20 protein-coding genes, 1 tRNA gene and 1 pseudogene are annotated in these 24,701 nt (G+C 69.7%); 12 read left to right on the top strand and 10 right to left on the bottom strand.

Translation table 11 applies throughout. The annotated features are described in order from the left end of the window. From ABZ803_RS05370 to ABZ803_RS05325, 10 genes are read left to right on the top strand one after another with little or no spacing between them, the layout of a single operon-like run. Positions 1-984 (top strand): alpha/beta hydrolase, encoded by a 984-nt coding sequence (locus ABZ803_RS05370; RefSeq protein WP_357033238.1) that lies wholly within the window; start codon positions 1-3, stop codon positions 982-984. 2 nt (positions 985-986) lie between these two features. Then, complete coding sequence (locus tag ABZ803_RS05365; RefSeq protein ID WP_357033235.1) at positions 987-1,793, top strand: ABC transporter permease; 807 nt, start codon at positions 987-989, stop codon at positions 1,791-1,793. Then, positions 1,793-2,662: an ABC transporter permease gene (locus ABZ803_RS05360; protein ID WP_357033232.1), complete on the top strand. Its 870-nt coding sequence runs from the start codon at positions 1,793-1,795 to the stop codon at positions 2,660-2,662. The genes ABZ803_RS05365 and ABZ803_RS05360 overlap by 1 nt, the downstream gene beginning before the upstream one ends. Before the next feature lie 4 nt (positions 2,663-2,666). Further along, positions 2,667-3,707, top strand: a complete 1,041-nt coding sequence (locus ABZ803_RS05355; protein WP_357033229.1) for an MlaD family protein — start codon at positions 2,667-2,669, stop codon at positions 3,705-3,707. Continuing rightward, on the top strand, positions 3,704-4,714 hold the full coding sequence (locus ABZ803_RS05350; protein ID WP_357033226.1) for an MlaD family protein: 1,011 nt from the start codon (positions 3,704-3,706) through the stop codon (positions 4,712-4,714). Before ABZ803_RS05355 ends, ABZ803_RS05350 begins: the two co-directional genes overlap by 4 nt. Further along, positions 4,711-5,736 carry an MlaD family protein gene (locus ABZ803_RS05345; protein ID WP_357033223.1) on the top strand — a complete coding sequence of 342 codons (1,026 nt, stop codon included), beginning with the start codon at positions 4,711-4,713 and terminating at the stop codon, positions 5,734-5,736. The genes ABZ803_RS05350 and ABZ803_RS05345 overlap by 4 nt, the downstream gene beginning before the upstream one ends. A gap of 11 nt (positions 5,737-5,747) precedes the next feature. Then, entirely contained in the window at positions 5,748-6,836 is a 1,089-nt protein-coding gene (locus tag ABZ803_RS05340) for an MlaD family protein (RefSeq protein WP_357033220.1), read from the top strand. Next, on the top strand, positions 6,833-7,891 hold the full coding sequence (locus ABZ803_RS05335) for an MlaD family protein (protein ID WP_357033217.1): 1,059 nt from the start codon (positions 6,833-6,835) through the stop codon (positions 7,889-7,891). Before ABZ803_RS05340 ends, ABZ803_RS05335 begins: the two co-directional genes overlap by 4 nt. Continuing rightward, a complete protein-coding gene (locus ABZ803_RS05330) occupies positions 7,888-8,886 on the top strand; it encodes an MlaD family protein (RefSeq protein WP_357033214.1) in 999 nt (332 codons plus the stop codon). The genes ABZ803_RS05335 and ABZ803_RS05330 overlap by 4 nt, the downstream gene beginning before the upstream one ends. After that, on the top strand, positions 8,883-9,449 hold the full coding sequence (locus ABZ803_RS05325) for a hypothetical protein (protein WP_357033211.1): 567 nt from the start codon (positions 8,883-8,885) through the stop codon (positions 9,447-9,449). The genes ABZ803_RS05330 and ABZ803_RS05325 overlap by 4 nt, the downstream gene beginning before the upstream one ends. Positions 9,450-10,069: 620 nt before the next feature. On the opposite strand, the gene ABZ803_RS05320 is transcribed toward ABZ803_RS05325, so the two are convergent. The 3 genes from ABZ803_RS05320 to ABZ803_RS05310 are packed head-to-tail and all read right to left on the bottom strand — an operon-like array spanning position 10,070 to position 14,201. Then, entirely contained in the window at positions 10,070-11,524 is a 1,455-nt protein-coding gene (locus tag ABZ803_RS05320; protein ID WP_357033207.1) for an NAD-dependent succinate-semialdehyde dehydrogenase, read from the bottom strand. After that, positions 11,521-12,642 (bottom strand): alcohol dehydrogenase catalytic domain-containing protein, encoded by a 1,122-nt coding sequence (locus ABZ803_RS05315; protein ID WP_357033204.1) that lies wholly within the window; start codon positions 12,640-12,642, stop codon positions 11,521-11,523. The genes ABZ803_RS05320 and ABZ803_RS05315 overlap by 4 nt, the downstream gene beginning before the upstream one ends. Beyond that, a complete protein-coding gene (locus ABZ803_RS05310) occupies positions 12,642-14,201 on the bottom strand; it encodes an NAD(P)/FAD-dependent oxidoreductase (RefSeq protein WP_357033201.1) in 1,560 nt (519 codons plus the stop codon). Before ABZ803_RS05310 ends, ABZ803_RS05315 begins: the two co-directional genes overlap by 1 nt. Before the next feature lie 263 nt (positions 14,202-14,464). Between ABZ803_RS05310 and ABZ803_RS05305 the strand changes: the two genes are divergently transcribed. Then, positions 14,465-15,499: an AraC family transcriptional regulator gene (locus ABZ803_RS05305; RefSeq protein ID WP_357033198.1), complete on the top strand. Its 1,035-nt coding sequence runs from the start codon at positions 14,465-14,467 to the stop codon at positions 15,497-15,499. A 356-nt stretch (positions 15,500-15,855) separates the two neighbouring features. Further along, complete coding sequence (locus tag ABZ803_RS05300) at positions 15,856-16,941, top strand: alpha/beta hydrolase (RefSeq protein ID WP_357033195.1); 1,086 nt, start codon at positions 15,856-15,858, stop codon at positions 16,939-16,941. A gap of 106 nt (positions 16,942-17,047) precedes the next feature. On the opposite strand, the gene ABZ803_RS05295 is transcribed toward ABZ803_RS05300, so the two are convergent. The 7 genes and pseudogenes from ABZ803_RS05295 to ABZ803_RS05265 form a co-directional block, all read right to left on the bottom strand. Continuing rightward, a tRNA-Ala gene (locus ABZ803_RS05295) sits at positions 17,048-17,120 on the bottom strand. Positions 17,121-17,587: 467 nt separating this feature from the next. Next, positions 17,588-18,289 carry a thioredoxin domain-containing protein gene (locus ABZ803_RS05290; protein WP_357033193.1) on the bottom strand — a complete coding sequence of 234 codons (702 nt, stop codon included), beginning with the start codon at positions 18,287-18,289 and terminating at the stop codon, positions 17,588-17,590. Positions 18,290-18,948: 659 nt separating this feature from the next. After that, positions 18,949-20,148: pseudogene (locus tag ABZ803_RS05285) on the bottom strand (MFS transporter); the annotation flags it as partial. Continuing rightward, entirely contained in the window at positions 20,138-21,781 is a 1,644-nt protein-coding gene (gene pgm, locus ABZ803_RS05280; protein WP_357033190.1) for a phosphoglucomutase (alpha-D-glucose-1,6-bisphosphate-dependent), read from the bottom strand. The pseudogene ABZ803_RS05285 and the gene pgm, both read right to left, overlap by 11 nt. 47 nt (positions 21,782-21,828) lie before the next feature. Then, entirely contained in the window at positions 21,829-22,116 is a 288-nt protein-coding gene (locus tag ABZ803_RS05275) for a hypothetical protein (RefSeq protein WP_357033187.1), read from the bottom strand. Further along, positions 22,113-22,475 (bottom strand): DUF190 domain-containing protein, encoded by a 363-nt coding sequence (locus tag ABZ803_RS05270; protein ID WP_357033184.1) that lies wholly within the window; start codon positions 22,473-22,475, stop codon positions 22,113-22,115. Before ABZ803_RS05270 ends, ABZ803_RS05275 begins: the two co-directional genes overlap by 4 nt. 693 nt (positions 22,476-23,168) lie before the next feature. Continuing rightward, positions 23,169-24,668 carry an MFS transporter gene (locus tag ABZ803_RS05265; protein WP_357033181.1) on the bottom strand — a complete coding sequence of 500 codons (1,500 nt, stop codon included), beginning with the start codon at positions 24,666-24,668 and terminating at the stop codon, positions 23,169-23,171. Between the last annotated feature and the right edge of the window lie 33 nt (positions 24,669-24,701).

Below are 24,701 nucleotides of genomic sequence, written 5' to 3'. Positions count from 1 at the left end.
ATGGCGGGATGGCGAACCCTGAGCGGCGGCGGGCAGGTCCGGATGTGGGCGGACGAGGAATTCCGGTTCCTCGACCGCTTCGCCCCCGGCCGGCCGCTCGACGTGCGCTCGGCCGACGGGACGAGGATCCACGCCGAGGCATTCGGCCCCGAGGACGGCTATCCGGTGGTGCTGGCGCACGGCTTCTGCTGCTCGATCCGGTTCTGGGCCCACCAGATCACGGCGCTGTCGGCCACCCACCGGGTGATCGCGTTCGACCATCGCGGCCACGGCCGCAGCGGTCGGCCCGCGGCGGACGGCCTGACCGTCCCCCGGCTCGGCGAGGACCTGTCCGCGGTGCTGGCAGCGGCGCTGCGTCCCGGCGAGCGCGCCCTGCTGGCCGGGCATTCGATGGGCGGCGTCGCCGTGCAGTCCTGGGCGCACCACCATCCGGACGAGGTCGGCCTCGCCGACGCGATCGTGCTGATCAACTCCGCACCGGGTGGGATCGGCGCCACGATCGCGGCGGCCATGGCCGGCCGGGAACCCCGGTCGACGCCGTCGCGGACGAGCCGGATCGCACCCCGGCTGTTCCGGACGATCAGCGGGATTCCGATCCCTGTGCGGCTGCCCCGGGCCGGCCGGATGATGTCGCCGATCGTCCTCGGCCACACCGCCGCGCCCGCCGCGCGGGCCCTGACCCGTGAGCTGGTCATGACCACCCCACGCGCCACCCGCCGCGGCCTGATTCGCGCCCTGCTCACCCTCGAGGACGGTCTGCTCGATCCCGCACGGCTCAGCGCCCCGACTCTGGTGATCGGCAGCGCGGAGGACCGGCTGCTCGGCCTCGCGGCCTCGCGGCGGCTCGAACGGTCGCTGCCGAACTCGCTCGGACTCGTCGTGCTGCCCGACGGACACTCCGGCCCGCTGGAGCATCCCGGGGCCGTCACCGCCGAACTGCGCGCGCTCGCCGACCGGCACACCTGTGCCGCGCAGGGGGCGTGATCGTGAGCGGACGCACCGCACCCCTCACCGCGACCGCGGTGTCCTCGCTGCGCACCTTGGGCCGCGCGGTCGGGCTGCTCGGCGATGTGTCGACCGGCGCGGTCGCCGACATCGCGCGGCTGCGGCTGCGCTGGTCGGAGGTCCTGCGCCAGAGCTGGTTCTTCGTCACCGCGACCGCGGTGCCCGCCGTGCTGATGGCGGTGCCGTTCGGCGTGATCGTCTCGGTCCAGGTGGGCAACCTGATCCACCAGATCGGGGCGGACTCGCTGGTGGGCGCTGCGGGCGGCCTCGGAGTGATCAAACAGGGCGCGCCGACGGCCACCGGGCTGCTACTCGGTGGTGCCGCAGCCTCGGCCATCGCCGCCGATCTCGGCGCGCGCACCATCCGCGACGAGATCGACGCGCTGCGGGTGATGGGCATCGATCCCGTCCGGCGGCTGGTGATCCCGCGCCTGGTGGCGATGATCCTGGTGGCCCCGCTGGTGAACATCCTGATCATGTTCGTCGGCATCCTGGCCGGATACCTCGTGGCGGTCTCCGCGCAGGGGGTCACCTCCGGCAGCTACTGGCTGACGTTCGGATCGTTCACCGTGGTCGCCGATGTCGTGGTTTCGCTGGGCAAGTCGATCCTGTTCGGAATGATCGTGGTGGTCGTGGCCTGTCAGCGTGGCCTCGAGGCCGGCGGCGGACCCCGCGGCGTCGCCGACGGTGTCAACGCCGCGGTGGTGCTGTCGGTGGTGGCGATCATGGTGGTCAACGTCGCGCTCACGCAGCTGTCGGCGATGTTCCTGCCGGTGCGGGTGGCCTGATGGTGGCCACCGACTACTCACCGCGGGGATTGCGCTGGCTCTACCGCGCGGTCCGGTCGCGGCGGCGGGCGTGGCGCCCGGTGGAGAACCTGGGCTTCGTGCTCGGCTTCGTCGGCCAGGTGCTGTCCTCGATCCCGCTGACCGTGCGGCACTACCGCCCGCAGACCATGCGGGTGACCACCGAGATGACCTGGGGCCGTGGCGGTGCCCTGATCGTCGGCGGGGGCACGGTACCGACGCTCGCGGTGCTGGGCGTCGCCATGGGGGTCAGTGTGGGCATCGAGTCCTTCGCCACGCTCGACATGCTGGGCATGGGTCCGCTGACCGGCATCATCTCCGCGTTCGCCAGCACCAGGGAACTCGCGCCGATCGCCACCGGCATCGGCTTCGCGGCCCAGGCAGGCTGCCGGATGACCGCCGAGATCGGGTCCATGCGCATCTCCGAGGAGATCGACGCCATCGAATCCCTCGGCCTGCGTTCGGTGCCGCTGGTGGTGACCACCCGGGTCATCGCGGGCGTGGTGGCGATCGTGCCGACCTTCCTGGTCGCCCTGATCCTGGCCTATGTGTCGTGCCGGCTGGTCATCGTCACCGCGCACGGACAGTCGCCGGGGGTCTACGAGCACTACTTCTTCCAGTTCATCTCCGGCGCGGACGTATTCGCCGCCGTGCTCAAGGTGGTGGTCTTCACCGTGGCGGTCATCCTGATCCACTGCTATTACGGCTTCTTCGCCACCGGCGGGCCGGAGGGGGTCGGTATCGCCTCCGGGCGCGCGGTGCGTGCGTCGTTCGTTGCCGTCATCGCCCTGGACATGGTGCTCTCCCTCGCACTGTGGGGCTTCCACTCCTCGATCGAATTCACGGGATAGCGACATGGCACTGTATGGAATGCCCGGCGTGGCAATGGATCCGTGGAAGTCCCGGCTCACCGGCGTGCTCGCGACGGTACTGGCCGGGGTGACCGTGGTGGCGTGGTGCGGATTCCGCAGCGTGCGCACCGACGACACCTTGCGCGTGCGGATCGTGGCCGAGCGGCTCGGCGACGGCATCGTGACCGGCTCGGCCGTGCGGCTGACCGGCGTGCAGGTCGGCAGCGTCGAGACGATCGACAGCGTCGACGGCGCGAGGGTGGGCCTGACCCTGGCCCTGGATCCCGCGCGCTTGGACGGACTGACCGACGCGGTGGCGGTCACCGCGGCGCCCGGAAACCTGTTCGGCATCGGCGAACTCCAGCTCGGCAGGCGGCCCGGCGGCGCTCCGTTGCGCGGCGGTTCGGTGATCGAGCTGACCGGCGCGGCGGCCGACCGGATGACCGACGCCACCATGGGCACCCTGCTGCGCCAGCTCGGTGAGACCACCGGCCAGGTCCTGACCCCGCAGCTGGCCGAGACACTGCGGCAGGCGGCCGCCGACCTGAAGGTGTTCACCCCGCTGCTCGAAGCCGTGGTCGTGCTGGGCCGCACCGTCGCCGACGGCCAACGCTACGCGCCGTCGTTTCTGGTCGGGCAGTACGCCGCGCTGCTGGCCGGGACGCCGCCGTTCATCGCGGGCAGCATCCAGCTCCTGGACAACTTCGACCACATCGAGGTGCTACGCACCGACCGCGTCGCCTTCGACCGGGCCGTGGCCGCCATCGCCCACGAAATCTTCCCGGCCGCCGCGACCACGATGACGACCGCGCGGCAGTATCTGGGTGTCTACGCCGAGATGCTGGCGCCGCTGTTCACCGCCCTGGGCCACACCGTGGACACACCGCAGCAGACTTCCGCCGAGCTGAGCGCGCTGCTCGCCCGCCTCGGCGCGGCGATGCCGGACGGGCCCGGAGGGCCGGTGCTGAACCTGAAACTCACCCTCAGCGGTGTCCCGGTGCTGTCGGAGGCGCTGCTCGGCGGCACCGTGGGGGCGGGCCGATGAGCAGTGTGCGTGCGATCGCGGTGCGCATGGCCGGATTCACCGCGGCGATGGTGATCCTGCTGGCGCTGATCCTGCAGTCCATCGAGCGACCCGTCACCGGCGCCGACACCATGTTCACCGCGGTGTTCACCGACGTCAACGGGCTGAAGGTGGGCGACGACGTGCGCATGTACGGCGTGCAGGTCGGCAAGGTCGGCGAAATCCTGCTCGACGGCGAGTTCCGCGCGCGGGTCCGCTTCACGGTGCAGACCGATCACCCCGTAGACGAGGCCGGCACCGTCGCGATCCGGTTCCAGACCCTGGTCGGGCAGCGCTATGTCGATGTGCAGCAACCGCCGAAGGCGAGCCGCCCGCAGCGTCCGGATCAGGTCATCGGCATCGGCCGCACCCTGGGATCCTTCGACATCACCGCCCTGTTCAACGGGTTGCAGCCGGTGCTGGCGGATCTCTCGCCGGCGGCGCTGAACCACTTCACCGAGACGATCCTGGCGGTGCTCGACGGTAACGGCACCGGGATCGGACCGGCGCTGGACGCGATCGAGCGGCTGTCGGCCTACGTGCGTGACCGACAGGCGGTCCTGTCGGTGCTGGTGGCGAACCTGCGCCGGGTCGCCGACCGGCTCGACGCCCGTTCCGCCAACGCCATGACACTGCTGGCCGGCCTCGACCACGTCTTCGACGCCCTCGAACAGCGCATGGCCGGGCTGATCGACTTCGTCGTCACCGCCCCCTCGGTGCTGACACCGATCGACAGCCTCGCCGCGACGCTGGGGCTGACCCCGGAGGCGAATCCCGATCTGGCCCAGGCGGTACGGGCCGCCATCCCGGATCCGCGGGCCGCCGCGGACGTCCTGGCCGGACTGCCCGGTCTGCTGCAGACCCTGCCAGCGATCGTCCCTCGCACCGGTCAGGAGGTGAACCGGACATGCTCCCGTGGGAACGCCGATGTTCCCGACGCTTTGGCAATTCTGATGAACGGACAGCGGATCACACTGTGCAAGAGATGACTCGACGCCGGTCGCGGCTCGCCCGAGCGACCCGCGCCCTCATGCCCCGCGACGAACGCCGACGTGAGCTGACGCTCGGTCTGCTCGGCCTCGCGGTGGCCACGGTACTGATCGCCGCGGCGGCGATCACCTACACGGTGCCCCTCGGCGAACGTACCTACCGTGCCGACCTGGTCGAAGCCGGGGCGATGAAGGTGGGTGACAGCGTGCGGGTGGCCGGCGTCCCGGTCGGGCACGTCCGCGCGCTCGAGCTGCTCGCCGACCGGGTCCGGATGAGTTTCACCGTGGATTCCGGCATCGTCCTCGGCGAGGCGACCACGCTGGACGTGCGGATGCTCACCGCCGTCGGCGGTCACTACCTCGCCGTGCTGCCTGCGGGCCGCGACCGGTTGGGCGGGAAGATCATCCCCGCCGATCGGGTGCGCCTGCCCTACAGCCTGGCCCGGGTCTTCGAGGACGCCGCCCGGCCGGTCGGCGAGATCGACGGCGACACGTTGCGCCGGAATTTCGCCGTGCTCGGCTCCTCGCTCACGGCGGATCCCGACAGCCTGCGCCGGATGGGCCAGGCCGCGAGTTCCCTGGTGGACATCATGATCACCCAGCGCGCGGACATCTCGCGCGTCCTCGCGGTCGCCGACGAGTACCTCGCCGCCACCCAGGACGACGCGCCGCGATTGTTCCATCTGATCGGCTCGCTGCGCCGGATGGAGGACGCGGTCTTCGCCTACCGCCAGGAGATCGTCGCCGGCCTGTCGATCACCGAGCGGCTGCTCGCCCGGCTGACCGCGCTGCGCCCGGTCTGGGACGAATCGCTCGCTCCCCTGGTCGACGAGCTCACCGCGCTGCTGCCGCAGCTGCGCGGCCTGGGTGACACATTCGGGACGGCGCTGGCCGACGTCACCGACACGCTCACCCGCCTGCGGCAGCTGGTGACCCCGCAGGGCACCGTGGCCGTGGACCACTCCGCGCGGGTCGCCACCGTGGACGCGGTCTGCGTCCCGCTGCCGGGAGCGGGGTGCTGATCGTGGGAATGGTGAAGCGAACGCACGTGGTGACGGGCGTGGCGGGGAGCGCGCTGTGCGCCGCGGCGGTGGCCGGGTGCCTCGTCGTGGTGCCCTCGGCGTCCGCGGCCCGGTCCTACTGTGCGATCATGCCCGACACCGTCGGGCTCTACGTCGGCAGCCATGTCACGGTGCGTGGGATCGCCGTCGGCGAGGTCACCGCCATCACCCCCGGCGCCCGCGACGTGCGGGTGGATTTCGACCTGACCACCGCGCATCCGCCGCGCGGGGAGGTCTCGGCGACGACCGTATCGGACACCCTGGTCGCCGACCGGCACCTGGCGGTGCTGTTCGACGGCACCGCCACCGCCGACTGGGACCCGGGCCGCTGCATCACCCACACCCTCACTCCCAAGAGCGTCACCGAGAGCTTGGACGCGGTGTCGAAGCTGGCCGCCGCGCTCGACGGCGGGGGCGAGCCCGGGGCGTCCCACCAGCTGCGCGACGGGGTGGCCGCGCTGCGGACCGCGACCTCGGGCACCGGGCCCGCGCTGAACCGACTGATCGGTGATCTCGCGGCGGCGCTGCGCGCCCCCGACGCGGCGACCGGGCACCTGGGCGCGCTCATCGACGCTCTGTCCGCGCTGTCGGAGACGCTGCGGATCAACTGGGACGAGGTGAAGGCCGCGATCGGCAGGCTCGCGCCCGCCTTCGAATTCATCAACGACACGATCTTCGGGACTGCCATCCCCATCATCGAGCGCGTGGGCCGGCTGCTGGTCTGGGTGAACAGTCTCCTCCGTCCCTACGGCGGTCATCTCCTCGACGGAGCGGCCGCCGCGGCACCGGTGCTGCGCCTGCTCGCGGGGCACAGCGGCGAACTGCAGCAGATCGTGACCGCCGTGCCGCCGATCGCGGCGGCCCTCGGCACGGCGGCTGCCGCCGCGCCCGGCGACGGCGCGCTGGTCTACGGCGCGCCTGCGGTCGCCCTGCCGCAGGCCGAGGCCGAGCGGCTGTGCGCGGCGATGAACGCCCTGACACCGCATTCCTGTCCGGCGGGAACGAACCTGTCGGCGGTGCGTCTGAGCGAGCTGATCTTCTCGGCGATCGGAGGACGATGAACGGCGGCAACCGCCGGCGGGCAGGCCGGATCGGCGTGCTCGCGTTCGCCGCGACGGTGAGCGCGAGCTGCGCCTTCGATCCGGCGACCGTTCCCCTCCCCGGCGCGCGGCTCTCCGGCGAGACCTACTCCGTGCGTATCGAATTCGCCAACGCCCTGAACCTGCCCGCCGGCGCGCGGGTCATGTCCTCGGGCGTGCGGATCGGCACCCTCGACTCGGTGCGAGTCGTCGACCCGACGCCGCGCGAGCCCGGCATGGCGGTGGCCGAAGTCGAGATCCTGCGGACGGTGCGGCTGTCGGCCGCGACCACCGCGCAACTGCGCCAGAACACCGTGCTCGGCGACATCCACATCGAACTCACCGTGCCCGCGGCGGACACCTCGCGCGAACTCGCGCCCGGCGCGGTGATACCCCTGGCGCGGTCGCAGCCCGCCACCCAGGTCGAGGACATCATGTCCGGCATCGCCTCCTTCGTCGGCACCGGGGCGATGGGCCACGCCCGCGACATCGTGAGCCAGGTCGGTGCCGCCATGCCCCCCGACCCCGCCGACACCGCGCGCATCGCGCAGGTCCTCGGCGCCGACCTCGCCGACATCAGCGCCAATCTCGACCAGGTCACCGCGCTGGGCCTCGCGTTCCAGGACAACCTGCGTGCCATCGAGGACAACTCGCGCGCGCTGGGCGAGCTGCTGACACCCGAAGGGGCACAGCAGGTCTCGGTCTCGGCGGCCTCGGTCGTCGAGCTGCTGGGCGTCATCGGCGGGCTGGGCGGCATCGCGCACAGCATCGAATGGCTGGCCCCGCTCGCCGCCTCCGGCGACGCGGCGGCCGAGGCGCTGATGCCGCTGCTGTTCACCGCGCGCCCCTTCGATACGAGCGCGCCGTCCAACCTGGCGGCCCTGGTCGCGCTGTTGCGGGACAAGGTCATCCCGTTCGCGGCGAAGGGCCCGAAGGTGAACGTCGCCGGCGTCGGCATCGACGGCGTGGCGATGCCGGAGGACGAACAGCTCGGCCGGATGATCGGCGTTCTGCGGATGATCGGGATGGTGAGATGAAGCGGAGTACGGTCCTCTCGCTCGGCGCGATCGTGACGGTACTGATCCTGGGCACCGGGTATCTGACCTTCGGTGTGGTCCGGGTCGACTGGTTCGAGAAGTACGACCGGATCACCATGGCGCTGCCGGATTCCGGCGGGCTGCTGCCGAGGTCGCCCGTGCTGTTCCTCGGGGTGCGGATCGGCGACGTCACCGCAGTGGAACCGGCACCGGACGGTGTGACCGTGGCGCTGCGGATCAGCCGCGACCGGCGCGTATCGGCGGCGAGTTCGGTGGTGATCGAGCGGCTTTCGGCGCTGGGGGAACCGTATGTCGAATTCCGGCCGGGCAGTGCCACCGGCGCCCCGTACCTCGCCGACGGGCAGCGCCTGGCCGCCGAGCGCGTCCGCCCTCCGGTCTCGATTCCCGACATGGCCGACGCCCTGACCCGCGTGCTGGATCAGCTCGACCCCCAGGCGCTGGGGGAACTGGTCGCCACGGTCTCCCAGGGGCTGGCCGGCACCGAACAGCTGGTGCCCGAACTCGGCCGCTCCACCGGGCTGCTGGCCGCGACGCTGGTGTCCCGGTCGGCGAAGCTGCGTGGGCTGCTGGAGGAACTCCAGCGAGTCGGCGCCGATAGTGACTGGGCGGGAACCGCTTTCGCCGAGAGTGGACCGCAGTGGGGACGCTACGGCGTGCGCGTCCGCGAGGTGGTCGCGGTCGTCGAAGGCATCCTCGACAACCACGAGGGTGGCGTCCTGCCCGACGACTACACCGGCGGCGACGGACTCGTCCCGTTCCTGAACCGGGTCGTGGCCCTGCTGCACGACACCGGTCCCGACCTGCGCGGGCTCGCGCCCGCTCTGCAACCGCTGGTCGACGCCGCGACCAGGGCATCCGGGCAGCTCGACCTCAGCGCGCTCATCGCCTCGGCCCTGCGTGCCACCGGCGACGACGGAGCCCTCCACCTGCGCGTCACCGTCCGACAGCCCCTCGAGAAAACGGAAGAACGATGACAACGACCGTCTCCGATGAAACCTCGCAGGCCGCCGACTCCGCGGCCGACTCCGTCGTCCGGGTCAGGACGATCGCGGCCGCACTGGTGGTCGCCGTCTTGGCGGCCGCCGCGGTCACCTTCGGTGTGCTGTGGTCCGGCGCGCGCGGCGAACTCGCCGACCGGGACGCCACGGCCGCCGATGTCCGCCAGGCCGAACAGGTCGGCACACAATACGCCGTGGGCGCCTCCACGATCGACTATCAGGACTTCCCGTCCTGGTCCGGGCGCCTGAAGGCCAACACCACACCCGAGCTGGCCGCGAAGTTCGACAGCACCGCCCCGAAACTCCGCGACCTGCTCACCCCCCTGCGCTGGACCTCGACCGCCACCCCCATCGCCGCGAAGGTTCAGTCCGAGAACCCCGGCCTGTACACGGTGCACGTCTTCCTCACCGTCGCCTCCACCAGCGCGCAGTCACCCGACGGCGCGATGACGACCGTCGTCTACAAGATCGTCGTGAACAAGGACGCGGGCTGGAAGATCACCGATGTCGGCAGCACCTCGCCCCTGCCGACGAAATAACGATCTCCAGGACACGGTGACAACCGCGCCGTCAGGTGGTCCTAGGCCAGGTCGCAGTGCAACCGGACGCGGGTGACCAGGGTGTCGTCGTCGGTGAGCAGCTCCAAGGTGACGGCCGGCACGGCGAACTGGGTCGCGGTGGCGATGTAGACCCATGTGCTCGATCCCGGCGTAGGTGAGCCCGATCTCGGTGCGCGCCTCGGTGTGCTGCAGCGACCGATGTCGTGGCGCCACGGGGCCACAGTCGCCGCGAGCCGGCCGCCAGTGCGAGGTCGATCAGCGCGGTGGGCAGCGACCAGCCGTCCTCGCCGTCTCGCGGTCGTCGGCGTGACGCAGCGCGGCGAAAGCGCTCGCCCGGTCGACTGCGAGTTCCTTGTGGCCAGGGATCGAGACGCGCACGGTCTCGGCCGCCCCGGCCGCGGTGAGCGGCCCCGCGAGACCTCGGCCGTCATGGCACCGCCGCAGTGTGGTGCGGGAAATGGGCGGGGCGGTGTGCGCGTTCTGCCGGACCGGCAACCTCACCCCCAGACGGGGGGCGAGGCCCTGATCATCATGCGCCTCGCATGCTCCCCATGCGCTCGGTGGCGCCGCAGGCCCGGTGAGGGTGTCCCGGCGTCAGCTCACAGCGCTACTGCCAGGTATTTTTGTTCCAGGTACTCTTCGATGCCGGTGGTACCGCCCTCACGACCGATACCGGAGGCCTTGATCCCGCCGAAGGGCGCGGCCGGGTCCGACACCATGCCTGTGTTGACCCCGACCATGCCGGTCTGGAGTCGCTCGGCGAAGTCCATGGTGTCGCCGAGGTTCTCTCCGAAGACGTAGCCGACCAGCCCCGCCTCGGTGTCGTCGGCGAGTTCCAGCGCCTCGCGGGTGGTGGTGAAGGTGCGGATCGGTGCCAGCGGGCCGAAGATCTCCTCCCGCCACAGGCGTGTGCCCGGGCTGACACCGGTGAGCACCGTGGGTCGCACGAAGTAGCCGGGACCCTCGAAAGCCGGACCGGGGGAACATATCTGCGCGCCGTGGGCGAGCGCCTCGTCGGCCAGAGCGGTGACCCGCCGCACCGCCGCGGCATCGATCAGTGGACCGATGCGGTTCGATTCGATCATGCCGTCGCCGACCGGCAGCGCCGCGAACTCGCCGGCAAGGCGTTCGGTGAACTCACCGGCCAAGGACTCATGGACCAGGAACCGGTTTGCCGCGACGCAGGTTTGGCCCGCGTTTCGCAGCTTGGCGGTTACCGCACCGTGGACCGCTTTGTCGAGATCCGCGGACTCGAGGACGACGAACGGGGCGTTGCCGCCCAGTTCCATCGATACCCGCAGCACCTGGCCGGCCGCCGAGGCGAGCAGATGTCTTCCGACCGCGGTCGAGCCGGTGAAGGTCAGCTTGCGCAGGCGGGGGTCGGCGAGCAGAGCCTTCGACATCCCCGCGGCGTCCGAGGTGGTGACACAGTTGACCACGCCGGCGGGCAGCCCGGCATCCTCCAGGATCCGCATGAACTCCAGTGCGGTGAGCGGCGTTTGGGGCGCGGGCTTGAGGACGACGGTGCAGCCGGCGGCGAGTGCGGGCGCGATCTTGCGGGTGACCATCGCCAGGGGGAAGTTCCATGGTGTGATCGCCAGGGCCGGACCGACGGGTTGTCTGGTCACCACGATCCGCTGATTTCCGACCGGTGCCCGGAAGTACTCGCCTCGCCCCCGGACTGCCTCTTCGGCGAACCATCGGAGGAATTCGGCACCGTAGCCGACCTCGCCGAGCGCTTCGTCGAACGGTTTGCCCATCTCCAGGGTGATGGTGCGCGCGATGTGTTCGGAACGATCGCACAGCAGCGCGAAGGCGTTCATCAGCACCTCGCTGCGGTGCCGCGGATCGCTCGCCGCCCAGGCGTCCTGAGCGGCGACGGCAGCGTCGAGGGCGGAGCGCGCGGTGTCGGGGCTCGCGTCGGCGACGGCGGCGATCACCGCTCCCGTGGCCGGATTCGACACCGGCATGTCACGGTCGCCCTCAACCCAGTGCCCACCGAGGAACTGGGCGGGCGGAGCGTGCATCATTGATTGCGGCAGTGAGGATGTCATCGGTGGTCCCGATCGTCGAAGGTGATCACCTGTCGCACGGCCGCGCCGGCGGCGAGGTGGTCCATCGCCTCGTTGATGTCCTCGAGGCCGATGCGTGCGGAGATCAACCGCTGCACGGGCAGTCTGCCCTCGCGCCACATCTGTTCGTAGCGGGGTATGTCCCGGGCCGGGACCGCCGAGCCGAGGTAGCTGCCGATCACCGTGCGAGCCTGCGATGTCACGGTCAACGGCGACAGCGTCACCGTCGCCGCCGGCGCGGGCAGGCCGACGGTGATCGTCGTCCCGCCGGGCGCGGTGGCACCGAAGGCGGTCTCGAAAGCCGCTGGGTGGCCTGCGCACTCGATCGCGAAGCGGGCCCGGATACCGGCAGATGTCACCTGACCGGGGGTGTAGGTCTCGGTGGCGCCGAGTTCGCGGGCCAGTGCCAGCTTCTCCACGAGTGGGTCCACGGCCACTATCCGTGACACGCCGATCGCTTTCGCGGTGAGCAGGGCTGCCATGCCGACCCCACCGAGTCCGATGATGAGCAGGTCGTCGTCGGGCGCGGGGTCGGCGACGTTGAGCACGGCGCCGCCGCCGGTGAGTACCGCACAGCCGAACAACGCTGCTACGTCGGGGGGTACGTCACTTCCCACCGCGACAACCGAGGCACGGTCGACCACCGCATGGGTGGCGAAGGCCGAAACGCCCAGGTGATGGTTTACCGGGGAGCCGTCGCGGGTCAACCGGCCGCGGTGGTGCAGCAGTTCGCCCGCGGTGTTGGCGCGGGTGCCCTCCGTACAGGGCAGTTGCCCGCCGCGAGCACACGCGGCGCAGTCCCCGCACCGGGGCAGGAACGACATCACCACCCGCTGGCCCACCGTCAGGTCACCAACCCGTTCACCGACCGAGGTCACTATTCCTGCGGCCTCGTGGCCGAGCAGCATCGGCAGTGGTCGTGGCCGGTTGCCGTCGACCACGCTGAGGTCGGAATGACACACCCCGGCGGCCTCGACAGCGACCAGTACCTCGGAGGGCCCGGGTTCCGCGAGTTCCAGTTCCTCTACGCTGATCGGCCGCGAGCTCGCGTAGGGCCGGGCGGCTTCGGACCGGTCGAGAACCGCGCCTCGGATACGCATCAGATCTCGGCCTTCTGGTGTGTTGTGCGGCGATTTGCCGGGTGTCGCGAGTCGTCACCCGGCGCACCCGATTCCGACTGCCGATGCCGTGGGGTGACTGCGAGTGATCTCGCCAGGTCGGTGCTCAGCGTGGTGACCGAGTCCAGGAGATAGTTCTGGCGGACGCGCCACGGGGACCGGTCTCCTTGCTGGGGGAAGGTCGCGATCGAGCGCTGAACGTACCCGGAGGCGAGATCGAGCAGCGGGTTGGGCTGGAGCTCACCGTCGGGGCGGGGAACCGCGGTGGCGTATCCGTGCCGCTCCATCCAGCCCAACACCCTGCACACCAGCCGGTGGGTCAGGTCGGCCCGCAGTGTCCATGAAGCATTGGTGTAGCCCATGCAGATCGCGAAGTTGGGCAGGCCGCTGACCATGGCGCCGTTCCACACGAATTGCTCGCCCAGGGCAACCGTCCGCCCGTCGACCGCCAGCTCGATACCGCCGAAGGCGAGCAGGTTGAGTCCGGTCGCGGTGACCACGATGTCGGCGTCCAGGACACGCCCCGAACGAAGCCGGATGCCGTCGCCGACAAAGGTTTCGATGTGATCTGTGACGATCTCGGCCTTGCCCGACCGTACTTCGCGGAACAGGTCGCCGCCGGGTGCCGCGCACAATCGCTGATCCCAGGGGTCATACGACGGGGTGAAGTGGTCGGCGACGAGCTGAGGATCGCCGAGCATCTTCGTGGCAACCCTGGTGAGCAGCTTGCGTGCTTGCCGGGGTCGTCGGCGGCAGAATTGGTAGAACGCGACGCTGAACGCGATATTCTTGGCGCGGATGATGCGATGGGCGAGGTTCGGCGGTAGAGCTGCCTTTACCCGCTCGGCGAGTTTGTCCTCGCTGGGGACCGGACCGATCCAGGTCGGGGACCGCTGCAGCATGGTGACGTGCGCGGCGGCGCGATCCCCCGTCACCATGGACGGCACCAGTGTCACTGCGGTCGCGCCCGAACCGATGATCACGACTCGTTTGCCCGCGTAATCCAGATTCTCGGGCCAGAACTGCGGGTGCACGACCGTCCCTGCGAAGTTTTCGCTGCCGGGAAATTCTGGGGCGTGGGGCTTGTCGTAGTCGTAGTAGCCGGCGCAGCAGTACAGGAAGCCGCACGTCATCGTCCGCTGTTCGCCCGTGCCGGTGTCGGCGATGGTCAGTGTCCACTGCGCGGCCGCAGTATCGAAGTCCGCGTGCACCACTTTGCTCCGGAACCGGATCCGTTCGTCGATACCGAATGTGGTGGCCGTGTCCCGGATGTAGTCCAGAATGTCCGCACCGTCGGCCAGCGGCTTTCCCCCTCGCCACGGCTTGAAGGCGTAGCCGAGGGTGTACATGTCCGAATCCGACCGCACTCCGGGGTATCGAAACAGATCCCAGGTCCCACCGAGGTCACCGCGCGCCTCGAGCACGGCGTAGGTCGAGCCCGGTCGTTCGGTTTGCAGCCGGTACGCGGCGCCGATCCCGGACAGTCCGGCGCCGACGATGACGACATCGAGATGTTCGACGGGTTGAGTCCGAATGCCCATAAGAGCATCGGCGTTCGGCGAAGGTGACATGCCGCCAAGTCTCCCTGGGCCTAGGCATGATAATTTGACCTATCGCGACAGTAATTTGATATTCCGCGACACCCCATGCCCAACTCTGCACCCGCGCCAGCTTTGCGGCCGCAGCACTCCGTCGGCGACCGACGGAGCGCACCCGGCCGATGACACCAGGGAGGCGGATGCGCTTCTGCCGGACAGTCAGCCACGGTTTGATATTTTGCGACAACGATTAGACGATATGCGACATGTCAGTGATTCGCTCGGCAGCATTGCGGGGTTTCCGTGATGTCGTGACACAGCTCGGCGGCGATCCCGAAGCCCTCGCCGTCGAGGCCGGCCTGCCGCTCGCCGCGCTGGACAGCGACGATGTGCTCATCCCCGAACTGGTCTCGGTACGCACCCTGGAATTCGCCGCACGCCGCCTGGAGTGCTTCGACCTGGGCCTGCGAATGGCGACACGCCAGGATCTCAGCGCGCTGGGCCCGCTGGCACTGGCCATCCGTGCCGCGCCCACCGCGGCCGACGCGCTCGAGTGCGCGTCGCGGTACCTCTTCCTGCATTCACGCAGCCTCACCCTGTCGGTCCAGGCAGATCCCGATGGCGCCCGCGGTGTGGTCGCGATCCGCTATGGCGTGCCCGCCCCCGCTGCGGCGATGAGCCAGGCCATCGATCTCGGCCTCGGCGTCGTGCATCGCACGATCGCTCAGCTTCTCGGTGAACGCTACGGGTTGCGCAGCGTCGATCTTCCCTACATCCCACGAGCACCCCTCGACGTGTACGAGGACTTCTTCGGCGCACCGGTCCGTATCGCTCGGCCCACACCACTCCTGCGGGTACCGACCAGCCTTGCGAAAGAGAACCTCAGCAGCGGCGATGAGAGCCTGATGGCCTTGGCGTTGACGATGCTGGCCGAACTCGATCCCAATCGAAACGCGCCGGCCAGCGCGCAGGTGCGGGTGTTGCTGAGGCGCTGCCTCGGCACCACACCGGCCGAGATCGGAGTGATCGCCCGCATGCTTGCCGTACATCCGCGCACACTGCAGCGCCACCTCGCCGCAGAGAACACCACATTCGGCGACATCCTCGATGATGTCCGGCGGCAGGAGGTTTACCGCTACCTCACTTCCACCGACATGCCGATGAGCCAGATCACCCGCCAGGTCGGGCTCAACAACCAGTCGGTGCTGAGCCGGTTGACCCGGCGCTGGTGGGACGCCACTCCCCGCGACGTCCGGAACAGCGACCACATCGGAACCGGCGACGTGACCAAGCGTCCGTGAACGCCCACCACAGTCGTGTCGCAAAATAGCAAAATGTCGCCGCTTTTAGTCAAATCGGCCTCTACCCATCCACACATACTGGCCGGGTGACCTCGCCTGACGCAGTGTCGTCCGATACGGCCGACCCAGCACTGCAATGAGCGCCGCAATAGGTCGCAGTCCCGCTTCTCACACGACATCGTCGCTACCGCAGGCCACACGCTCGCGGCGGCGTTCGGTCTTTCCTGGCGCCCGAACTGCTGCGGCCGCCATCCTGACAGCCACTTCGACCCGCAGTCCGATAACCACAGCTCCTTCCCGTTGCCTCCCAGACCTCGCCGAGCACAGCCCGCGGCCTACCCATTCCAAGGAGACGAATGACCAGCCCTGCCACCGACCTGTCCTCGCGATGGACCCCGGATATCCTGGGCACCGGATACTCTCAGCTTTCCCTCGACCTCGGAACGGACCCTGACGGTGAGGGCCGAATTCAGGCCGTGGTGGTCCGACGCGATGCCCAGCCTGCCGATGACGTCGCCGGCGCAGTCCTCTACCTGCACGGATTCTCCGATTACTTCTTCCAGACCGACCTCGCCGATCACTTCGCCCAATCGGGGCTGGCGTTCTACGCGCTCGAGCTGCGCAAGTGCGGGCGAGCACGCAGATCCGGCCACACCGCACACTATGTCTCCGACCTGGCGTACTACGACGACGAACTCGAGCGCACCATAGGCCTGATCAACGAGGAGCACAGCGGCCTCCCCATCTACGTGGTGGCGCACTCCACCGGCGGCCTCGTATCCGCCCTCTGGCTCGATCGCCGTCGACGCGAGAACCGACCAGGAACAGTCGCGGGGCTGATCCTCAACAGCCCTTGGCTCGACCTCCACGGATCAGCGGTCATGCGCGGACCCGTCACCTGGGCACTGCGAGCGCTGGCGAAAGTCCGTCCGATGCGGCGAATGGACCTGCCCGCGAGCACCACCTACAGCGACTCTCTCCATGCACAGGCCAAGGGCGAGTGGTCCTACGATCTACAGCTGAAGCCCGCTGGAGGGTTTCCCGTCACCGTGGGCTGGCTCAATGCGATCCGGCGCGGGCACGCTCGGTTGCACCGCGGCCTGGATATCGGTGTCCCGGCACTGGTGCTGCACTCCGACAAGACCCACTACTCGCGCGCCTACAACGACAAAGCAGATCGGGCAGACACCATCCTCGACGTGAACCAGATCTCGCAATGGGCCAGTTGTCTCGGCATACGCACGACGGTCGTGCCGATCGAAGACGCGCGCCACGACGTATTCCTCTCCCTCCCTGAAATCCGCTACCGCGCCTATGCACACGTACAGGCATGGCTGGTCGAACAATCCGCTGGAGCAATCCGACACAGACCATCCCACTTGACAGCCCGCTCCGATGTGACCACAGGTTCGGCACCGGTCAGCGGTCAGTCCCAGCCATAGCACCGGCGAGATCGAAGCCGACCGGACGGGCGGCATCAAAACGGGGGGCTGGACATTGAAGACAGGTCCGGCCCGGTCTAAGACCGGGCCGGACCTGCTATTTAGGTGGAGCTAAGGGGACTCGAACCCCTGACCCCCACACTGCCAGTGTGGTGCGCTACCAGCTGCGCCATAGCCCCTGGTTGGTTGCGCTCCGGCTTCCCGGCCGCGCTTGAATGAAGTTACACCAACGGTATGTCGGCGACCAAATCGCCTCGATTCGGGGGGTGACAGCGGGGGACCAATGGGCTTAGTATCGAACACATGTTCGAATCGAATTCCGATCAGGGCGTAGGGCGATAGCCGGTCGGACGCTCGGGACGGCCAGAGCAGATGGGGTTGCTGGTTTGTTCGTTTCGAGTGTCCGACTCCCCAACCGGGGTCGGAGCGGATGTGAGACACCTCGAGGTGCGGTCTAGGGACAGGGGGCCGGATCGCGCTGTCGAGTGCGCGGGCCGGGCAGCGGCAGGTGGAGCCGCTGCCCGGCCCCAGACCAACTGAAAACTCGGCGAGCGGCGATCTCGGGGGCTGGGGATGTCGGGTCGTGCCGCCGAGTGGGCCGGGGCGTCGATTTGGTGGAGTCGGCGTTCCGGCCCTCCAGCCCTGCTCAACCGGCGAGCGAAACCACCCAGTTCTCGTCGTTGGTGTCGACCTTCCTCGTGCCGTCGAACACCGCGGGGGTGGCCGCGGAGCCGCCCAGCGCTTCGCCGAGGGCCGCGGTCTGCGCCATCGCGGTGCTGCGCGCGGAGTCGACCTCGGCACCGGTCGCGATGCATTGCCGCACGGGGTCGGCGGCTCCGGCCTCGCCCGCGATCGCGGCGAGTTCCTCGTTGCTCAGGTCGGCGCCGCCTTCGCTGGGACGCTTCGTGGTGAACAGTTCGGTGTGGAACTTGGAGTAGACCGGCCCCGAACCCGCTTCGGCCACACACCGATTCGCGGCGACGGCGCGCGTCGAGTAGTCCTTGCTGCGGGAGCGGCCGTCGAGGAAGTTCACCAGGCGATAGCGCACGGCCAGCGCGCCCGCATCGATCTGTTGCGCGATCTCTTGGCCGTAGATGCGCTCCAGGCTGCCGCAGCCGGGGCACAGCGGGTCCTCGAAGATGTCGACGGTCTTCTTCGCGTCCGGGCGGCCGAGCAGGATCGAACCGTTCTGCTCGAGCATCGAGTGCACCGCGGGGTCCCGCACCGAACCGTAGCCGTCGTTGCGGACGGCCGTGTCGTCTCGCCCCCAGCGGATCGCCGCGATGACGATGAGCACGATCAGCACGAGAGCGACCGCACCGAGCGCGTAGGTGGTCGCACTGGACATCGGCCGTGGAGTGTAGTTCGAACGCGATTCGCTCACATTGACACTTTGCCGCAACGAACCACCATTCCCGCCGCCGGGCCACCGATCCGACGGCCGCGCGCACACTGAGCGGAGCCCACGGCAAGTCCCCCGCCCGGGCCACCCAACGGTTCTGTCCGCGGGCTCCGCGACGCGCGGACGGACCGCGCCGCCGATTACCTCGCGCTACGCCCCAGCGGCGCCCGGCCCGTAGCACCGCCCGTCCGGACTACAGGTGCTCAGCGCTTGCGGCGGGCACGCCGCTCCGGTCGCCGACGTTTGCCGCGAGACATCGGGCGCCCCGGCGGAAATTCCGCCTCGTCGGAGTCGACGACCGCGGTGGCCGGCGCGGTCCGCACGGCGTCGGCTGCCGCACCGCGGTGATCGCCGATCCCGGCCGGGGGACAGCCCGCCGGTCCGTCGGACTCCGCCGCCGTCCGGACACCATTCGTCGCCGACTCCCGCCGATCGACCACGACTCGCGGATCCGCCGAACCCTCTCCCGGAACCGCCATGGGCTCGGCCACCACGGGCACCGGACTGTCGGCGACCGGCGCGCCGGACACTTCGTTCAGCGCACGGTCGATCCGCGCCGATTGCCGCCCGGCGTCGTCCGCTTCCGCGGAGCGTTCGGCCGGCATCTCCGAGTGAGCGGGAACCCCCCGCCGCAGCGGCTCGGGCACGACAGTCCAGACGAGCGCCGCAACCGCGAGCAGGGCTCCGGTCACGCCGAGCGCGAGACCGTAGGACACCTGCTGGGCCAGGGCTCCGACGGCGACCGGCCCGATGACGGTGCCGAGGTCGGCGGCCATCTGGAAACCGGCCAGCACCGGCCCGCCGCGCGCCTTGGGGCCGATGATGTCGGCGACGGCCGCCTGCTGGGTGGGGGTGAACATGCCGGAACCGACCCCCGCCAAGAACGAGGTGGCGAGCAGCCAGGGAAGGTCGGTGGCCAGGCCGAGTCCCGCCGTGCCGACCGCGCACACCAGCGAGCCGCTGATCACGAACGGTTTCCGTCCCCACCGATCGGACAGCCGCCCCGCGGCGAACAGCACCGTGACGTTGCCCGCGGCGAACACCGTCAACGCGACACCGGCCATACCCGGCGCTTGGTGCAGCACCTCGACGACAAGCAGCGGCACCAGAGCCATCCGGACACCGAACACGGCGGCTCCGTTGGCGAAGTTCGACAGCAGCACCGCCCGGTACTCCGGTCGCGCCCAGCCCTCGCGGAAGGACATCATGCGGGCGCCGCCGACCGGCTCCGGCGCGGCCAACTCCGAATTGCGCAGGCTGAAGTACACCACGACGCTGACGACGAACAACGCCACGGCGTAGATGACGAACGGCCAGCGCAGCCCGAGCCCGGACAACCCGCCGCCCACCAGCGGCCCGCTCACCGAGCCGACCAGGAAGCTGGTCGACCACAGACCCGACACCCGGCCGCGCTGCTCGGGCGGCGACATCCGGATGACCAGCGCCAGCGACGACACGGTGAACATGGTCGAGCCGATGCCGCCGAGCGACCGCAGCACCATCAGCTGCCAATAGCTCTGGGCCAGGGCGCTCGCGCCGGTGGACGCCGCGACGATCAGCAGCCCGCCGAGGTAGACCGAGCGCTCCCCCAGCCGCTGCACCAGCCGCCCGCTCACGGGTGCGAACAGCAACCGCATCAGCGCGAACGCGGAGACGATGGCCGAGGCGGCCGCCACGCCGACGCCGAATCCGCGCGCGAACTGCGGCAGCACCGGGGCGACCAGGCCGAACCCGATGGCGATGACGAACGCGCCCCCGACCAGCACCCAGATCTCGCTGGGCAGGGGCTTGGATCTACCGGTCACCGGACAGCGCCTGCCCCACCAATTCCTCCGCGGCCGTCTGCACCTCGGCGAGGTGATCGGGTCCGTGGAACGACTCCGCGTAGATCTTGTACTTGTCCTCGGTGCCGGAGGGGCGCGCGGCGAACCACGCGTTCTCGGTGGTCACCTTCAGGCCGCCCAGTGGCGCGCCGTTGCCCCGCGCCCTGGTGAGCACGGCGGTGACGGGCTCCCCGGCGATCTCCTTCGTCGTGATCATGTCCGGAGTTAACTTCGCGAGCAGCTCCTTCTGTTCCACGGTGGCGGGTGCGTCGATCCGCGCGTAGGCGGGGCTGCCGTAGCGGCGTTCGAGTTCGACGTAGCGCGCCGACGGGCTCTGGCCGGTGACCGCGGCGATCTCGCCGGCCAGCAGCGCGAGCAGGATGCCGTCCTTGTCGGTGGTCCAGACCGTGCCGTCCATCCGCAGGAACGACGCGCCCGCGCTCTCCTCCCCACCGAATGCCAGGCTGCCGCTGAACAATCCGGGAACGAAGAACTTGAACCCGACGGGCACCTCGTGCACGTCGCGCCCGAGCACGGAAACGACCCGGTCGATCATCGACGAGGTCACCGCGGTCTTGCCGATCTTGGTCAGCGCATCCCACCCCATCCGGTTGGCGACCAGGTATTCGATGGCGACCGCGAGGAAGTGGTTCGGATTCATCAACCCGCCGTCGGGCGTGACGATGCCGTGCCGGTCGGCGTCGGCGTCGTTGCCGGTGGAGATGTCGTAGTCGTCCTTGATCCCGATCAGCGAGGCCATCGCGTAGCGGGAGGACGGGTCCATCCGGATCTTGCCGTCGCTGTCGAGGGTCATGAACCGCCAGGTGGGATCCACGAACGGATTGACCACCTCGAGCTCGAGATCGTAGCGCTGGCCGATCTCCTCCCAGTAGTCGACGCTGGCGCCGCCCATCGGATCGGCGCCGAGCCGGATGCCCGCGCCGCGGATCGCGTCCAGGTTCAGCACGTTGGGCAGGTCATCGATGTAGTTGTCGAGGTAGTCGTAGCGTTCCACGCCGTCGGCCAGCGCGCGCTGCAACGTGGTGCGCTTGACCCCGGTGAGCCCGTCGCGCAGCAGTTCGTTCGCGCGCGCGGCGATGGCGTCGGTGGCCGTGTTGTCCGCCGGGCCGCCGTGCGGCGGGTTGTATTTGAAGCCGCCGTCGCGAGGCGGGTTGTGCGACGGGGTGACCACGATGCCGTCGGCCTGATGCTTGGCGCCGCCCCGATTGTGGCGCAGCACAGCGTGACTCAGCGCGGGCGTGGGGGTGTAGCGGTCGCGCGCATCGATGACCGCGGTGACGTCGTTGGCGGCGAGCACCTCGAGCGCGGTGGTCCAGGCGGGCTCGGACAGGGCGTGGGTATCCCTGGCGAGATAGACCGGGCCGGTGATGCCCCGGGTGGCGCGGTACTCCACGATCGACTGCGTGATCGCCAGGATGTGCGCCTCGTTGAAGGCGCCGTCCAGGCTGGAGCCGCGATGTCCCGACGTTCCGAACGCCACCCGCTGAGCCGGATCCGCCGCGTCCGGAACACGGCTGTAGTACGCCGTCACCAGGTGCGCGATGTCTTCCAGATCGGTGGGACGTGCGGAACGCCCGGCTCGATCGTGGGCCATGCTCGGGTCTCCCTTCCGTACCGGCTGCGCCCGGCTCGTCATGAGGATCATGTCCACGACCGCCCGACCACCGCCGACCCCACGGCCACGTCGTTCACGTCGGCCGCCCGCCGGAACTTCTCGTAGCCGTCCATGTCGAACGTGGTCGGCACGGTGCGGAAGCCTGCTTCCGCGGCGGCGAACGGCCGATGGCCCGCCGACGCGCCGCTCAGATCGCCGAGCCGCGCCGAACCGACAATGGTAACGGCCGCCGCGTGTGGCAGCGGCGGCGAGGTGAAACCCGCTGCGGCCACAGGGGCTACGGCGGATCCGGCGGGCCTGCCGCGTCCGGTCATCGCTCACCTTCCTGCCACTGGTCCACCGGAACCAAGGTGACGTTGACCGAAGCGAACAGCTCGGCATTCCGCTCGACGAAGGCGCGTAAGCGTTCCGGCTCGTCGACCAGCATCAGCAATAACGGAAGGTGGTCGGCGACGTCGAGGATCCGGGTGGTGTGCACGTGCGAGGACGCACCGTAGCCCTCGATGCCACGCCACACGCTGGCTCCCGCCAGGCCGGTATCCCTGGCCCGGCGCACGATCTCGTGATACAGAGGCGTGTGCCGCCACTTGTCGTCCTCGTCGAGCAGCACGGTGAGCCGTGCGGCGGGCCGCCATCGTCCCGTCGTGGCAGCGCCCGTTTGCGAACCACTCATTGCCTGCCCCCTTCCGTCGTGCCGTTCCCGTCGATCGCCGAGCCGAACCAGGTAACCACCGTGCCATGCCCGCCGGGCTCCGCCGTCCCGGCCGCACCACCGCCACTCCCCGAGGCGGCCGAGCGCGGGGAGTGCCGCGCCCGGTCCGAGGAGTCTACGAACCCCGCGGGTGGGGTGGAGAGGGTGGTGCGACCGCCGGGTGCGCCGATGCCGAGAAGGGTGCGCAGCAGTCTCTTGGCTACCCACGCGTGAGCGGCCGGAACCCTCGCGGATTCCGATGTGCAAAGCATCCCATGATATTTACCGCGTAGGTCGGAAAAGGGACTGCTCACGGCACAGCCCGCCGCATCTACTCACCTGTATTTTTGCACCGATAACGGTGATTCTGGAGCGCTTTGCTTGCGCGGCGGACGGGCGGCGCGAGTCCGCGCGACGCCGAGCGGCCCCGCGGTCAACCCTGATTCGGACGGCGGCAGCGGACGGAGGGGTACATCCTCGCCGCGGCACTGGCACGCCGGGAGCGGCCGATTGGCAATCGCGGAGCATAGATTCGGCCCGGCATCTCGCCGCGCTCACCGACGAAGCGGTTCGCGCGCCGTGCGGATTCGACGACGACGGCCGCCGCCCCAGCGACGAAGTCGCGGGAGCGGCGGCCGTGCGATAGCGAACCGGATAGGCGGTGGCGCACTCGAATCAGTGCGCGAGTACCGGTTCTCCCTCGGCCGGCACCGGCACCGTGCTCGGCATCAGCACCGCGGTGAGGATGCCGCCCGCCACGAAGATCGCCGTGGCCCACCAGAAACTGGTGGTGTAGCTCTCGATCGCGGACTGGGCGATGGACAGCGGATCCGGCGTGCGGGTGGACAGGTAGTCGGTGGCCGCGGACGCCGCGATCGTGCTCAGCAACGCCGTGCCGATCGAGCCGCCGACCTGCTGGCTGGTGTTGATCATGGCCGAGGCCACACCCGCGTCCTCGTGCTGCACGCCCGAGGTGGCGCCCTGGAAGGCGGTCGACATCGCGCCGCCGAGGCCGAGACCGAGCAGGATCAGGGCGGGCAGGATGTGGCTGGCGTAGCCGGTGTCCAAGCCGATCCGGGTCAGCCAGGCCATGCCCGCCGCCGCGATCAGGAAGCCGCCGCTGACCACGACCTTCGGGCCGAGCTTCGGCAGCAGCAGCGACGGCGCGGTGGTCGAGGAGGCCACCATGGCGGCGACCATCGGCAGGAACGCGACGCCGGTCATGATCGGCGAGTAGCCCAGGGTGAGCTGCATGTAGTAGGTGAGGAACAGGAAGATCGCGAACATCCCGATGCCCATGACGAACACCGTCAGGTAGGAGGTGCCGCGCATCCGGTCGAGCACGATCCGCATCGGAAGCAGCGGGTGCGCGACCCGGGTCTCCAGCCAGGCGAACACCGCGATCAGCGCCGCGCCGCCGAGCAGGAACGCGAGGGTGACGCCGTTGGTCCATCCGTCCGACTCCGCGTGCGAGAACCCGTAGACGATGCCGAACAGACCGGCGGTGACCACGAGCGTGCCGGGGATGTCGAGCTTGGGCCGCTCGGTGCTCGCGTGCTTGGCCAGCAGCAGCACCGCGCCGACCAGAGCGACGGCCGCGAAGGCGAGGTTGACGAACATCACCCAGCGCCACGAGGCCCATTCGGTGAGCGCGCCGCCGAGCAGCAGCCCGATCGCGCCGCCGGTGCCCGCGACGGCACCGAAGATGCCGAACGCCTTCGCCCGCTCGGACGGCTCGGTGAAGGTCACCGTGAGCAGCGAGAGAGCGGCGGGCGCCAGCAGCGCGCCGAAGACACCCTGTCCGACCCGGGCGGCGACCAGCATCTCGAAGCTGGTGGCCGCGCCGCCGATGGCGGAGGCGACCGCGAAGCCGACCAGGCCGATGATGAAGGTGTTGCGCCTGCCGAACAGGTCGCTGAGGCGTCCGCCGAGCAGCAGCAGGCTGCCGAACGCCAGCGCGTAGCCGGTGACCACCCAGGAGCGGTCGCCGTCGCTGAAGCCGAGATCCGCCTGCGCGGCGGGCAGCGCGATGTTCACCACGGTCGCGTCGAGCACGACCATCAGCTGGGCGACACCGAGGACGGCGAGCACCCACCAGCGCAGGGCGTGCGAGCCGCGCCGCTCGCTTGCCGTCTGCTCAGGGGCGGGGGCCCCACGGTCGATGGCGGTAGTCATGTGTCCCCTTTGTCTCTAGCCTTGATCCGGAGG

Origin of the sequence: Nocardia sp. NPDC047648 (assembly GCF_040642815.1) — a bacterium.
Classification (GTDB): Bacteria; Actinomycetota; Actinomycetes; order Mycobacteriales; family Mycobacteriaceae; genus Nocardia; species Nocardia gamkensis.
The sequence above is the reverse complement of the archived record's forward strand: the minus strand, read 5'-3'. Positions and strand labels throughout refer to the sequence as shown.